Origin of the sequence: Macrococcus lamae, assembly GCF_004359545.1 — a bacterium.
In the GTDB taxonomy this organism is placed as follows: Bacteria; Bacillota; Bacilli; order Staphylococcales; family Staphylococcaceae; genus Macrococcus; species Macrococcus lamae.
In genome coordinates this window covers 18,091-32,154 of the sequence record NZ_SCWB01000019.1, presented here as the reverse complement: position 1 = coordinate 32,154, position 14,064 = coordinate 18,091, and the positions used below count along the sequence as shown (strand labels likewise).

11 protein-coding genes, 6 tRNA genes and 2 rRNA genes are annotated in these 14,064 nt (G+C 44.0%); 13 read left to right on the top strand and 6 right to left on the bottom strand.

What is annotated here, in order from left to right; genetic code table 11:
- The 8 genes from ERX29_RS09940 to ERX29_RS09905 all read left to right on the top strand — a co-directional run.
- Nucleotides 1-190: ribosomal RNA gene (locus tag ERX29_RS09940) — 23S ribosomal RNA — on the top strand; the annotation flags it as partial.
- A gap of 211 nt (nucleotides 191-401) precedes the next feature.
- Nucleotides 402-516 (top strand): 5S ribosomal RNA (rrf, locus tag ERX29_RS09935).
- Between the two features lie 14 nt (nucleotides 517-530).
- A tRNA-Asn gene (locus tag ERX29_RS09930) sits at nucleotides 531-605 on the top strand.
- A 9-nt stretch (nucleotides 606-614) separates the two neighbouring features.
- Nucleotides 615-686: transfer RNA gene (locus ERX29_RS09925), tRNA-Glu, on the top strand.
- 5 nt (nucleotides 687-691) lie between these two features.
- Nucleotides 692-767 (top strand) — tRNA-Val (locus tag ERX29_RS09920).
- 29 nt (nucleotides 768-796) lie between these two features.
- Nucleotides 797-880, top strand: a tRNA-Tyr gene (locus ERX29_RS09915).
- 4 nt (nucleotides 881-884) lie between these two features.
- Nucleotides 885-959, top strand: a tRNA-Gln gene (locus ERX29_RS09910).
- A gap of 3 nt (nucleotides 960-962) precedes the next feature.
- A tRNA-Lys gene (locus ERX29_RS09905) sits at nucleotides 963-1,035 on the top strand.
- Between the two features lie 45 nt (nucleotides 1,036-1,080).
- Here ERX29_RS09905 and ERX29_RS09900 read toward each other — a convergent pair.
- On the bottom strand, nucleotides 1,081-2,397 hold the full coding sequence (locus ERX29_RS09900; protein WP_133444522.1) for a short-chain fatty acid transporter: 1,317 nt from the start codon (nucleotides 2,395-2,397) through the stop codon (nucleotides 1,081-1,083).
- A gap of 191 nt (nucleotides 2,398-2,588) precedes the next feature.
- Between ERX29_RS09900 and rocF the strand changes: the two genes are divergently transcribed.
- Nucleotides 2,589-3,494 carry an arginase gene (gene rocF, locus ERX29_RS09895; protein WP_133444521.1) on the top strand — a complete coding sequence of 302 codons (906 nt, stop codon included), beginning with the start codon at nucleotides 2,589-2,591 and terminating at the stop codon, nucleotides 3,492-3,494.
- A gap of 82 nt (nucleotides 3,495-3,576) precedes the next feature.
- Here rocF and ERX29_RS09890 read toward each other — a convergent pair whose 3' ends face one another.
- Nucleotides 3,577-4,023 (bottom strand): ArsR/SmtB family transcription factor, encoded by a 447-nt coding sequence (locus tag ERX29_RS09890; RefSeq protein ID WP_133444520.1) that lies wholly within the window; start codon nucleotides 4,021-4,023, stop codon nucleotides 3,577-3,579.
- A gap of 209 nt (nucleotides 4,024-4,232) precedes the next feature.
- Here ERX29_RS09890 and ERX29_RS09885 point away from each other — a divergent pair, with 209 nt between their 5' ends.
- Genes ERX29_RS09885 through glmM form a run of 4 tightly spaced genes read left to right on the top strand, consistent with a single transcriptional unit; the run spans nucleotide 4,233 to nucleotide 8,641 of the window.
- Nucleotides 4,233-5,501 (top strand): helix-turn-helix domain-containing protein, encoded by a 1,269-nt coding sequence (locus ERX29_RS09885; protein ID WP_165981131.1) that lies wholly within the window; start codon nucleotides 4,233-4,235, stop codon nucleotides 5,499-5,501.
- Between the two features lie 30 nt (nucleotides 5,502-5,531).
- Nucleotides 5,532-6,344, top strand: coding sequence for a diadenylate cyclase CdaA (cdaA, locus tag ERX29_RS09880; protein WP_133444518.1), 813 nt, complete (start codon nucleotides 5,532-5,534; stop codon nucleotides 6,342-6,344).
- The gene (locus ERX29_RS09875; RefSeq protein WP_133444517.1) at nucleotides 6,331-7,269 is read left to right on the top strand and encodes a CdaR family protein; all 939 of its coding nucleotides are present in this window, start codon (nucleotides 6,331-6,333) and stop codon (nucleotides 7,267-7,269) included. Before cdaA ends, ERX29_RS09875 begins: the two co-directional genes overlap by 14 nt.
- A 25-nt stretch (nucleotides 7,270-7,294) precedes the next feature.
- Complete coding sequence (gene glmM / locus ERX29_RS09870) at nucleotides 7,295-8,641, top strand: phosphoglucosamine mutase (RefSeq protein ID WP_133444516.1); 1,347 nt, start codon at nucleotides 7,295-7,297, stop codon at nucleotides 8,639-8,641.
- Between the two features lie 178 nt (nucleotides 8,642-8,819).
- Here glmM and ERX29_RS09865 read toward each other — a convergent pair whose 3' ends face one another.
- From ERX29_RS09865 to ERX29_RS09850, 4 genes are all read right to left on the bottom strand, one after another.
- A complete protein-coding gene (locus ERX29_RS09865) occupies nucleotides 8,820-9,950 on the bottom strand; it encodes a mannitol-1-phosphate 5-dehydrogenase (protein ID WP_133444515.1) in 1,131 nt (376 codons plus the stop codon).
- Entirely contained in the window at nucleotides 9,950-10,384 is a 435-nt protein-coding gene (locus tag ERX29_RS09860; RefSeq protein ID WP_133444514.1) for a PTS mannitol transporter subunit IIA, read from the bottom strand. The genes ERX29_RS09865 and ERX29_RS09860 overlap by 1 nt, the downstream gene beginning before the upstream one ends.
- A gap of 16 nt (nucleotides 10,385-10,400) precedes the next feature.
- The gene (locus ERX29_RS09855) at nucleotides 10,401-12,410 is read right to left on the bottom strand and encodes a BglG family transcription antiterminator (RefSeq protein ID WP_133444513.1); all 2,010 of its coding nucleotides are present in this window, start codon (nucleotides 12,408-12,410) and stop codon (nucleotides 10,401-10,403) included.
- Nucleotides 12,411-12,472: 62 nt separating this feature from the next.
- Complete coding sequence (locus ERX29_RS09850; RefSeq protein WP_133444512.1) at nucleotides 12,473-13,990, bottom strand: PTS mannitol transporter subunit IIBC; 1,518 nt, start codon at nucleotides 13,988-13,990, stop codon at nucleotides 12,473-12,475.
- Nucleotides 13,991-14,064: the final 74 nt, after the last annotated feature.

The following is a 14,064-nucleotide window of genomic DNA, read 5'->3' as shown; positions in this document are numbered from 1 at the left end:
CGGCATAGCTGGGTAGCTATGTATGGACGGGATAAGTGCTGAAAGCATCTAAGCATGAAGCCCCCCTCAAGATGAGATTTCCCAACTTCGGTTATAAGATCCCTCAGAGATGATGAGGTCAATAGGTCTGAGGTGGAAGCACAGCGATGTGTGGAGCTGACGGATACTAATCGATCGAAGACTTAATCAAAGACGAAAGGCGAAGGCAAGCGTTATGGCCTGACTGATTTTTGATAAGCTGATAGACAGCGCCAGCTGGACAGTAAGCTTAGAAAATCATGAAGGACAGCGAAGCTGCAGCTGGACAATAGAGCAAAGATTTTTCAGCTCGGCGAGCTGGTAAGGCTCCTTCTTCTTCCCGCTTATCTAGTTTTGAGGGTATATCCCTTCGATCCACCCTGTCTGGTGACGATGGCAGAGAGGTCACACCTGTTCCCATACCGAACACAGAAGTTAAGCTCTCGAGCGCCGATGGTAGTTGGACTGACGTCCCGCGAGAGTAGGACGTTGCCGGGCAGATTTATAATTTATCCACAGTAGCTCAGTGGTAGAGCTATCGGCTGTTAACCGATCGGTCGTAGGTTCGAGTCCTACCTGTGGAGCCATTTTTTTTTGGCCCCTTGGTCAAGCGGTTAAGACACCGCCCTTTCACGGCGGTAACACGGGTTCGAATCCCGTAGGGGTCATCACTGGAGGATTAGCTCAGCTGGGAGAGCATCTGCCTTACAAGCAGAGGGTCGGCGGTTCGAACCCGTCATCCTCCACCATTTATAACTTAACTTACATATCATAAGCTGGAGGGGTAGCGAAGTGGCTAAACGCGGCGGACTGTAAATCCGCTCCTTCGGGTTCGGCAGTTCGAATCTGCCCCCCTCCACCATTTATGGGGTATAGCCAAGCGGTAAGGCAACGGACTTTGACTCCGTCACTCGTTGGTTCGAATCCAGCTACCCCAGCCATTAGAGCCATTAGCTCAGTTGGTAGAGCATTTGACTTTTAATCAAAGGGTCAGAGGTTCGAATCCTCTATGGCTCATAATGAAACCCTTGTCTTCGGACAAGGGTTTTTTGTTATGTTGGTTTATGGAATAAATAAGAATGCCAATGAAATGATGATACCTGAAACAATCATGACAAAGAGACAGTAGCCCATAATATCTTTTGCTTTCAAGCCGGCAATCGCAAGTGCGGGCAATGCCCAGAACGGCTGGATCATATTAGTCCATGCATCTCCCCATGCGATGGCCATAGCCATTTTAGCATCTGGTACATGAAGAGCATGAGCTGCTTCTATCATGATTGGTGCCTGTACAGCCCATTGTCCTCCGCCGCTCGGAACAAAGAAGTTGACGATACCTGCACTTATAAATGCAAGGAACTGAAATGTGTCCTGTGATGAAATATTAACAAAGAGGTTAGAAATATTACCAGCGATGCCTGATTGCGTCATCATCGCCATTAAACCACCATAGAAGGGAAACTGGATTAAGATAGGTGCAACCCCTTTAACTGCTTCTTCTGTTGCATCAATATAGTTTCTTGGCGTTTTATGTAATAGAAACCCGGCAAACAGAAATATTAAATTGACGATATCTAAATTCAGGTCGAATCCTTTTGTTGCAAAGTGCCAGATGACATAGCTGAACCCAAGCAGAGCAGCTACTAGACTTAATATCATGCTGTTTTCTATTTTTTCAGACGGTGTAGATGGAATCAGACGTCTGTCTGAAGGTGTATCATCTAGTACTGAGGAATCAACAATAAATCTGTCTTCTTTTTTAGGGTGCATCAAATAGTTTAAAATCGGAATGGCAATAATCAGTGAGAGAACAGTAATAATATTCTGCAGACTGAATATAGTGTCAGTGATAGGAATAATTCCTATCTTGTCTTCAAATGGATGACCTTTTGTCGCAATAGTTAACGGGATGGATCCTGAGAGTCCGCCGTGCCATACAAGAAACCCGGAATAAGCAGAGGCGATCAACAATCTGTAGTCTACATCATCACGGGTGCGGGCCATTTCCTTGGCAAACAGTGCACCGATGACTAGTCCGAAGCCCCAGTTAATGACACAGGCAACAGCTGCGACCACTGACACCATGATAATGGCCTGCCCAGCAGATTTCGGCAATTTTGCCAGCCGCTTGAGTAATTTTTTGAATGGAGAACTCATTGCAAGAACGTGGCCAGTCAGTAAAACCATCGCCATCTGTGCAGTGAATGCAAGCAATCCCCAGAATCCTGTGCCAAAAAATGACACCATTTCTACAGGTGAAGCAGGGGTAGTAAAAACGCCGAGTAAAAAGATAAAAGCTGTTAACAAGATAACGAAAATCAGTGGATCTGGCAGCCATTTTTCCATCAGCCGTGTTGAATATTTCGTTAATGTTTTCATGTTTCTCCTCCTTAATATAAATCAAATTTATTTTAACAGACTTTTCTGATAATTTGAATAGCTATTCAATATATTCCATAAAAATACATTTTATACACGTATGCATAAAATTATTGAATAATATCTTCAACTCATTTAGAATAATAAATGTTAGCGCTTTCTTATATTATTTGAAACAGAGGGGTAAAAAAATGAAGAAGACAGTTGAAATTATCGGAGCACCTTGTGCATTTGGTCAGCGCAAGCTTGGAGTGAACATGGGTCCCAATGCGATGCGCTATGCTGGTTTAGTTGAACGAATCGAGGGAACTGAATTAACAGTTGAAGATAAAGGGAATATCGCAAGTCCTGCTATAGATATGAAGAAATACCGTGGTGAACAAGAAGGCGGACTGCGGAACTTAGAAGAAGTGACTGAGTTTTGTGAAACGCTTTGTGATGAAGTGGATCAGACGATTCAGTCAGGTAAATTCCCGTTAGTCATCGGAGGCGACCATTCGATAGCTATGGGGACGATTGCAGGGGTAAAACGCCATTATGATAATCTAGGTGTTATCTGGTATGATGCTCATGGCGATTTAAATATTGCTGATTCTTCTCCGTCAGGCAACATTCACGGAATGCCGTTACGCGCGTTAATCGGTGAAGGACATCCGGACTTGGTAAACATCGGTGGTTATCAGAACAAAGTTAAAACTGAAAATATCGTTCTGATCGGCATGCGCGACCTGGACGCGGGAGAGAAGAAATACATTAGAGAAGCTGGTATTAAAACATATACGATGGCAGATATCGATAAGCTGGGTATGCAGAAAGTCATTGATGAAACGATTGACTATTTAAAGGGTACAGACGGCGTACATCTGTCGCTTGATGTAGATGCACTTGATCCCGTAGAAACACCGGGAACAGGTACTTGTGTACCAGGCGGCATCACATACCGTGAGAGTCATCTGGCAATGGAAATGCTGCATGATGCTAATATCATCACTTCTATGGAACTTGTTGAAGTTAATCCGCTGATTGATATCAACAATAAAACAGCTGATCAGGCAGTCGGCCTATTAGGCTCATTCTTCGGAGAGACGTTACTATAATTAAGAAGAGTTCGCTCTTCAACTGAAAAAAGATGGAATTGATTTTCCATCTTTTTTATTGTTTATGTGTAATTAAATGCACTTATTGTTCAGAACTTGGAATAACGGTTATCTTATAATGTTCGTCTCCAGATTTTTCTGATGATTTCTTCAGGAATTTCTTTAAATCTTTTTTGAAGTCATTTAAGTCTCCATTATCTAACTGTAATTTAAAAGTAAAAGCTTCTTTCTTCGATTCTTCTTCTCTGAACTTCAGCAGGTCAGGACTCGGTAATAACTGCTTTGCTGTCGGTGAATAGAACTTCTGAATGATGCTATGCTTCTGTTCAGTTTTGACCATTTCGATGATTCCGTATTTTTCTAATTCTCTCAGATGATAATGAATTTTAGCTCTTGGAATATTCAGTTCATCTGCCAGCTGCTGCCCGGTTTTTTCGTTTTCAGACAACAGTTCGAGCAGCTTAATACGAAATGGATCGCTGACACATTTAAGCTGAGCCAGATTATCGATGACAAGGATATCTAACATTGAGCTTCTCCTTTAAATTTTGATAATTTAATTATTACGATTTATTGGTATTGTGTCAACGTATTACACAAATAGAATTATTTTATCATTTTTGTTTTTTTAATCGAGCCATCATCTTAATCAATTTTTAATATTAATTTCAGCGAAGTGTGCGTTACATTTTAATGTGGACACAGTATAATATAGTTAAATCGACTGGGGGTTGCGATATGCTGGGACAACGGGTTAAAGAACTGAGGAACGCTGCCAACCTGACGCAGCAGCAATTAGCGGAAGGGATTATATCAAGAACATATTTAAGTCTGATTGAGAAGAACTCCGTTCATCCTTCGACAAATGTTCTGAAAAAATTAAGTGTCCGTCTGAACTGTACGCTTGATGACTTTACGACGACGACAGCAGATAGAAATATGAGTCTTCTTGACATCAAAAAGGATATCAAATGGGCGGAAAACCATGTGATGCTCCATGAATTCAGTAAGCTGGAAGAATTTTTAACAAAGAATTATGAAACGCTTGAAAGTATTACTGAATATGAACGGGGTGCCATCCACTGGGTAAAAGCGAGCTATTATTTTCATATTGAGGACTATGATAAGACGCGCGAAGAACTCACGGTAACCATTGATATCGTCAAGAAGCTGAAGGACGTTGCCATTTATTTACGCGCGCTTGTCCTGCTCGGTCGCGTTGAACATCAGACGGGCAATATGATGGAAGCGATTCGTCAGCTGACGATTGCGAATAACATTACAATATTCGAAAATATCACTAATACATCACGGGTGACCATTCTCGGCAGTCTCGCTGAATATTATCGCCTGATCGGAGAGAATTATGTGGCATTGAACCTCTGTGAGGATGCCCTGTCGCTCAGCGGCCGGTTAAATACTTATCATTTCGGCTTTGAGATTGAGAACACATTAGGCAAAACGCATCATGTCCTGAAAAATTATGAAGAAGCTGAAATCCATGTACGCCGTGCGATTGCCTATGCGGAAATCAAAGGTCCAAGCATTGAACTGGTCGGCGTAACGACGAATCTTGCAATCTTAATGCTGGAAGTCGGTCGCATAAAAGAAGCACACGACGCTATTAAGCAGGCTTATGATATGGTTGAAGCACATGGCTTTGATTCACCATTTGTGATGAATGTGCGCCTCCGTTATGGTCAGATTTTAAGTGAGACCGGCAAGGTTGAGGAAGCAAAAAATCTTGTGAAGAAACAGACAGATGAAGATACGGCGGGATTTGCTAATGAGATTATGGGAGATATTTGCGTGAAAGAAGGCAATCTTCAAGGTGCGTTGACTTATTACCTTGAAGCCATACGCGGAGATGACCTGCCGATTTATAAGATCCAGCTTTATCCTAAAGTAGCCGATATTTATAAGCAGATGGGAGAAGCGGATAAGGCTGTCGATTATTACGAAAAAAGCATCACTGAATATAAAGGTCTTGTTAACAACATGTTATAATAGAAGTAGCTGAAGTTTGGAGGAGATGCAATGCAGTTCTTTGATAACTTAAATACACTTAAAGTTATCACCGGCATTCTGGACCTGCTGATTGTATGGTACGTCCTTTATCTGGTAATCAATGCCATTAAAGGTACGAAAGCGATACAACTGCTAAAAGGTATCTTCTTTATTCTGATTGGTAGAAGTGTCAGTGACTTACTCGATTTGACGACAACAACGAGATTATTCGATTTTGTACTGGAATGGGGTTTCTTAGCAGTCATTGTGATTTTCCAGCCGGAATTAAGAAGAGCACTGGAACAGCTGGGACGAGGTAGTTTGTTCAAACGAAATACGTCGAACTTAAAGGTAGATAAGAAAAAACTGACTGATGATATGGTGAAATCAGTGCAGTATATGGCAAAGCGTCGTATCGGTGCATTGATTGTAATAGAAAAGGAAACAGGACTGCAGGATTATATTGAAACGGGAATTCCGATTTATGCTAATATTTCATCAGAGCTTTTAATAAATATTTTTATTCCAAACACACCGCTCCATGATGGCGCCATGATTATTCAGGGAGACAAGATCGCTGCTGCTGCAAGCTATCTGCCCCTTTCTGATTCCAGCAAGATTCAAAAGAGTCTGGGCACGCGACATAGAGCAGCTGTCGGTTTATCTGAAGTCTCAGATGCATTTACAGTCGTCGTCTCAGAGGAAACAGGAGCGATTTCAGTGACTTATAACGGCCGTCTGCGTAAAGATGTGTCGCTGGAAGTGTTTGAAGCTCTGCTGACAGAGCACTGGTTCAGCACCCATCTCGACAAGAAAGGGGTGATGGACAATGCTGGAAACTAAATGGGGACTGCGACTTGTCTCATTGATTCTTGCCTTATTTTTATTTTTGTCGGTCAATGATGTGTTCGGTACCTTTTTCACGCAGGAACAGTTTAATAAAGCAGAAGAAGTGGTCATTGAGGATGTTCCGGTTGAAACCATTTATGATAAGGAAAATCTTTATCTCGCCGGGGCACCGAAGACAGTGAATGTCAGAATATCAGGACCGAATGCCATCGTCAAAAAGACTGAAAGCATGATGGATTTTAATGTTAAACTGGATTTGAGTAGGGATACAGTAGGTGACCATAAGAAGAAATTCAAGGTAGAAGGACTGTCCGATAAGCTGACGTACGAGCTGATGCCGAACAATGCTAATGTGACTCTGACTGAAAAGACAAGTGTCACTGAACAGGTAGAAGCGGAGATCAGTGACAGTCGCATCGCCACTGGTTATGAACTGATCGGGCAGGAAGTGGATCCGTCGCAGGTAACGATTACTGGCGGCGAAGACGAAGTGAATAAAATCGCATACGTCAAAGCAACACTTGATAACAAGACGAAGCTGTCAGAATCTACAACAGAAGAAGCAGAAGTCGGTGTGTTTGATGCTCAGCTGAACAAGTTAGACGTAACAGTGAAACCTGCGAAAGTAAAGATTAACATCAAAGTGGCATCATCTTCTAAATCAGTCTCCATCGTACCGAAAACGACAGGCAGCCTGCCACTTGGATACAAAATCAACAAGATTTCATTATCAGATGACCAAGTGGAACTGTTTGGTAAACGCTCGGTACTTGACGGCATTGGTAATATGGAAGTAGAAGTCAATTTAGGTGAAATAACGAAAGATACAGAGCTGAAGGAAAAGATTCCTCTGCCTAAAGATGTAACTAAAGCATCACCGAATGAAGTCACAGTAAATATTGATATAGGGAAAAAATAACTGGAATTTAAAGGAGTTTATAATCATGGGTAAATATTTTGGAACAGACGGTGTCAGAGGTGTAGCAAATAGTGAGTTAACACCAGAATTTGCATTCAAGTTAGGACGGTTCGGCGGTTACGTGCTTGCACATAACGGGCAGGACAAACCAACCGTACTTGTAGGACGTGACACACGTGTATCTGGAATCATGCTTGAATCAGCACTTGTTGCCGGTTTATTATCAACAGGAGCTGAAGTGATGCGACTCGGTGTTATTTCAACACCAGGTGTCTCGTATTTAACGAGAGAGCTGGAAGCGCAGGCAGGCGTCATGATTTCTGCAAGTCATAATCCGGTGCAGGATAACGGTATTAAATTTTTTGGAGCAGACGGTTTCAAGCTGAACGATGATCAGGAAGCAGAAATTGAGAAACTGCTGGACGCAGAAGAGGATGCACTTCCAAGACCGATTGGTGCTGACCTTGGTCATACTTCAGATTTCTTCGAAGGCGGCAACCGTTATTTAAGTTTCCTTAAATCAACGATTGCCGGTGATCTGGAAGGACTGAAGATTGCGCTTGACGGTGCACACGGTTCGACGTATTCACTAGCACCTTACTTATTCGGAGATCTTGAGGCAGACACAGTGACTATTGGCTGTAACCCTGACGGTAACAATATTAATGATCAGGTCGGGTCCACACATCCAGAGGCATTAGCGGAGCTTGTCGTAGAATCAGGCAGCGACTTCGGTTTAGCATTTGACGGCGACGGTGATAGATTGATTGCAGTGGATGAGAAAGGTCAGATTGTTGACGGTGACCAGATCATGTTTATTTTAGCGCAGGCGATGTCAAAGAGCGGTGAACTGAAGGACAATATGGTCGTGTCTACGGTGATGAGTAATCTAGGATTCTATAAAGCATTGGAAGAGCACGGCATCAAGAGTGATAAGACTAAAGTCGGCGATCGCTACGTTGTAGAAGAGATGCGCCGCGGACAGTATAACTTAGGCGGAGAGCAGTCCGGGCATATTGTCATGATGGATTATAATACAACAGGTGATGGCTTACTGACAGGCGTGCAGTTAGCAGCTATCGTCAAGCAGTCGGGTATGACGTTGAGCGAACTTGCAGCACAGATGACGAAATATCCGCAGCGCTTAGTCAACATTCGTGTGACTGACAAACATGCGGTAGAACAGAATGCAGATGTGGCAGCAGCGATTCAGGCAGTAGAATCAGAGATGAACGGTGAAGGCCGTGTACTTGTACGACCATCAGGGACAGAGCCATTAGTTCGTGTGATGGTAGAAGCAAAAACAGATGAAGATGCAGAGCGTTTCGTCAACAGCATCTCTGACGTCGTAAGAGAAAAAATGGGATTATAATAAATGAGGACGACCCGCAGAAGAGGCGGGTCGTTTTTTGTGGCTTGAAGGCCAAAACTTTTAAGAAATCGGTCGAAACTGACGAGAAGTGGCCTTCAAATGGCTCCTGAAGGCCAAAATCCTAAGAAATCCATTCATAACAAAAAGACCGTATCCATATAATACGGTCTCAACAAAACTAGTTATTCTCTTTATCAAACAATAGGGCGTTATATCGCTCTGCTATTTCTTTTGCAAGTTCACCTTCAACTTTGGCATAGTGCTTCAGGAATTCAGTGATACCTTTTTCCTCGATAAAGGTATTCTTCTCTACGGCTTCTGGATCCTGTTCATCAGAATAGCGCAGTAAGTAGGCTGCCATATCAACTAATGCATCGTGTTTTCTATCTTCTTCTGCAAGATAAGCGAGCGGCTTCACTACACGATCTTCCGGGCTGATCTTACGTAGCGGTGAACGTCCGACACGGTTTAATGCATCTGATAAGTATGGATTCTTGAAGCGGCTGATGATCTTCTCGACGTAAGCGGCCTGTTCTTCAGCAGTGAAGTCATAGACAGTCGTTAAGTAGTCACTTGTTTCAGCAAGCACAGCTTTCAACTGCTCGACAAGCTCTGCATCTTTCATTGCTTCGTCCACTGTTGTATAGCCTTTGTAACTACCGAAGTATGCGATGAATGCGTGTCCTGTATTCACAGTCAGTAATTTGCGTTCAATATACGGATGAAGATCAGAAACATATTTTACGCCTTCAAGCTTTTCGCCTGCCCACGCATCTTCTTCAATCACCCATTCAAAAAACGGCTCAACCATAACATCTAGTGGATTATCCTGTTTCTGAATCGGTACGATACGGTCAACTGCTGAGTTAGGAAAATGAACATGGTCACCTAGTTCACCAGAAATCGCAACGACTGCTTGTTTCAGCTGGTCGGTTGCCATAATTGCATTTTCGCAGGCGACAACATTAACTGGCTTGTCAGACGTGCGTTCGCTGAGTGGTCCCGCAATACTTTTTGCGATGATCGGTAGAATGTTGACACCGACTGCTGTTGTAATTAGGTCTGCGTCTTTAATGGCAGCTTGCAGCTTGTCTGTATCTGTCATGCTGTTGATACCTTTGACGCCTGACACGTGCTGACGGGACTTCGCTTCTTCAGCGATGATGACGTCATACTCCTGTTCTTTGTTGATCAGATCGATCATCTCAGCATTAACATCGACAAATGTAATGTCATAGCCGTTGTCATATAATACTTTACCGATAAAGCCACGGCCGATATTGCCGGCACCGAAATGGACTGCTTTCATTACAGTTCAACCTCCCCGAAGATTGCGTTGATTTCGTCAGCTGTTTGAGCTCGGATGACTCGGTCAACGTTCTCTTCATCTGAGAAGACAATAGCAATCTGTGATAATAAATCTAAATGATCACCGTCTTTACCAGCGATACCGACTACGACTTTAACCGTGTTGCCGTCCCAGTCGATGCCGTCAGGTGCGTGCAGTAATGTAATGCCTGTTTTAATCACTTCAGTTTTTGCTTCGTCAGTCCCGTGAGGAATCGCCAGGAAGTTACCCATATAAGTTGAAACGATAGCTTCACGGTCTTTCATCGCCTGGATGTAACCTTCGCCTACTGCACCGACTTCAACGAGTTTACGGCCTGCTGCTTCGATGGCTTCTTCTTTCGTTGCGAGCTTCTGGTTCATTAAAATATTTTCTGTTGGGATTAAATTTGACATGTTTTCTTCACTCCATTTAGTAGATTAGTTGTGTGACTTGCTGCATTAAAGCTTGTTTCATATGATTAACGACAAATGATCTGCTGCGAAATAATTTGTCTGGTGACTCCAGATGGTTCATCAATAATACACTGAATTCGCTGACAAGGGGCCTTAACCGCGTGTCTTCCGGCAGCAGCATAATCGCGAGGTATCGGACATGCTGCGTGTCGTCATCCATGTTTTTAGCAGCCACGTGCTTAGCTAAAGTAATTAATGCAATGCCCGGGCGCTCAATCAATGGATGGACGAGGTGAGGGAGCGCAATCTCTGAACCGGTTATCGCAAATCCCTGCGCGTCCTCTCGTTTGCCGATGACAGCCAGCAGTTCCTCGCTTTCGCTTGTAATATGATGTGCTGCCACATAATCCGCGATTGCGTCTTCCAGCGTCAGGACATCTGTCTCATGGAAGTAAAGCGCATCGATCAATGCATGACCTTCGACGACGAACGGGACGACCGCGTCATAAGTGTTGAGATGGACCATAGGCGTCACTTTCTGCCGCTTCACTGCAGGAGATGTGAAAATCTGCGCCAGAATCTGCTTGTCGGATGCAGGGAGCAGTGGATTGACCACTGTATAAGGCTGCTTGATATCCAGACCGACCGTCGAAATAATATGGTCAAACTGGTCCAGCGCAATCGACTTCAGTTCACTGACCGAGGCTTGACGGGCGACAGTGACATTTGGGAAGTTCTGCTCGATCTGATTGGACAGTATTCTGCTTGTTCCAATCCCGCTCGTACAGACGACGAGCACCTGCTCTTCTTCAGCTGCTTTCATAGCGCCGCCGAAATGCAGCACTACGAAGGCGATTTCCCCGTCCGGAAACGAATGGTCAGGAAATATCCGGGCGAGGGCACTGCTCACGGCTTCAAATAATACCAGATAGTCCGCCTTAATCATATCCGTCAGCGGGTTATACGTTTCTATACCACCTGACAGACGATTCAAAGCAGGTACGAGGTGAAGAAGAATGCCTTCCCGGAGCACGGTGTTGCCTTCAAAGTCATTGCCGGTCAGCCGCTCAACATGCGCGATCAGCTGTTCTGCTTCTGTCGTAATATCAATCGCTGTCTCACTTTCATCCGCCCGGCGTTTCGCCCCGCGCAGATGCATCGTGATAAAGACGACTTCCTCAAGGTCAAAGTCTACGTTGTAGACATGAGATAGTGACTCAGCTAAGTTTTCTGCGACCTTGAATTCAGGAGTCACTCGCAGCGCCTGAATGAGCTCTTCATTAATCATCACCTGCTCGCCGTTACGGATGCGTTCAATCGCGAGCACAATGTGAATCGTCAGCGTCAAATACGATGTCTCCATCAAGACGTAAGGAAGTTCTGACAGCTCATCCATCAGCAACCGCTCGACATTGAAGATCTGATTCATATCGACGATTTCAAGCAGCTTCTCGTCATTCAACGTCTGATAGACGAAGTGGTCTTCGATGACTGAGTAGACGCTTGTTGAATTCAGTCTTTCAAGCATGAGGTCTGCGAGCAGCTGGCGTTTGTTGACTTCACCGCCGGACAGCACGAGCCCTTCGCCGCGCTTCTTCTGGAGTTCCAGATGGTAGCGGGTGAGGTCCATTTCAAGCGCTGAGAGTTCTTTGTTCAGCTTATTGATGGAAATGCCGATCTCGCTTGCAAGACCGTACAGTTTGACCGGATCCTTTGCTTTAATCAAGGTGTATAATATGATGACTTTCCGTTCATCCATCGACAAGTCAAGGACATCCATCGCATCGAGCTGGTCGGTCAGCTGATTGAAATGCTCGCTGTCCCCCTCGATGCGCAGCCCTTTGTTGGGAAGTCGGAGCAGGTCAAGCCCGAAGCGGCCAAGCGTACGCTCGACAAATTTCAGCTCCCGGTGAATCGTCCGGCTTGAGACACCGAGGTCCTGTGCAATCTGCCGAATCGTCAAAAAGGAGCGGGGATTCTTCAGCAACGATTCGATGATTCTCTTCTCGCGATTACTGACCTGCATACCCCCACTCCTTTCAAAAATTATTCAGTTAAAGTGTAGCTGTTGACTGACCAATTGTCTAATTATTGGTCTTTCTTCAAGTTTTCGATTAATTCATCATAACGCGGGGAGTTCAGGAAGTTATCCACTGAAATATGGATGGCATCCGGCACTTGCTTGATTGCACGGTCAGTCAGAACTTTCTGCGTGATGACAAGCTGTGCATCCCGCGGTAACTGGTTGATTGCAGAGTTTGTCACTTCAGCATTGATGCCTGCTTTCTTGAACTTGTTGCGCAGCATACCCGCACCCATCGCACTTGAACCCATACCCGCATCACACGCAAAGATGACTTTGCTGACATGTGAGTAATCGTGTGCGCCCACGTTCTCTGTATCATATTGATTCAATAAATTCGGCTCAGTCGTTTCGTCTTTATCAACTTCAACCACTTTTACGCGGTCAGAAGTTGTAGCACCTGCTGCCTTGCCAGTCAATGCACCGGCAACAGAAGATTTTTTGCCTTTCGTTGCTTCCATCTTAGCTGTTGCTGCTGCTAAATCTTCTTCGCCTTTATCTTTAGAGAATTTAAGAATTAATGAACCGACGATGAATGAAACAAGTGCTGCGCCGAGAACACCAGCAAACATTGTTAATAAATCACCTTTAGGCGTTACTGCCATATACGCAAGTATTGAACCTGGAGCAGCAGGTGATTTCAAACCGAAATCAAGCGCTGAGAAGATTGCAACACCAGTCATACCACCTGAGATCGCTGCAATAATCATCGCAGGTTTCATCAGTACATACGGGAAGTAAATCTCGTGAATACCACCGATAAAGTGGATCAATGCCGCACCTGGTGCAGTCGCACGTGCTGAACCTCTACCGAAAATCATGTAAGCAAGTAAAATACCAAGACCTGGTCCCGGGTTAGACTCTAATGTATAAAGAATAGATTTTCCAACTTCAGCAGCCTGATCAGTCGCAAGCGGCGTTAACACACCGTGGTTAATTGCGTTGTTTAAGAATAATACTTTTGCTGGTTCAATCAAGATTGAAGTTAAAGGAAGGATGTGAAGGTCAACAAGGAATTTGACGCCTTTACCAAGTACCCACATAATCCAGCCGACAATTGGAGCTAATAAATAATATGAAACAATCATCATACCTAATGCTAAAAATCCAGCTGAGAAGTTATTGATTAACATCTCAAAACCAGTACGAATTCTTGGTTGGACAACTTTATCGAACTGCTTCATTAACCATGCTGTTAATGGTCCGATAATCATTGCGCCTAGTAACATATGCTGGTCAAAGGCAGCGATAATACCCATTGTTGCTGCTGCACCGACAACACCGCCGCGTACATCATGAATGAGTTTACCACCCATGAATGCGATTAAGATTGGAATAAGATAGTGAATAGTTGGATCGACGATTTTAGCTAAGTCTTTATTCGGCCACCAGCCATCTGGAATAAATAGAGCAGTGAGGAATCCCCATGCAATGAATACTGCAATGTTCGGCATGACCATGCTGCTTAAAAAAGAACCAAAAGCTTGGACTTTGCGTTGAAGACCATTTTTTTGTTCTGCCATATGTTTCTCTCCTTTAAAAATATTTTTTATACTGTCTTCATGTTAAGACGTTATTGAGTCTTACACAACACATA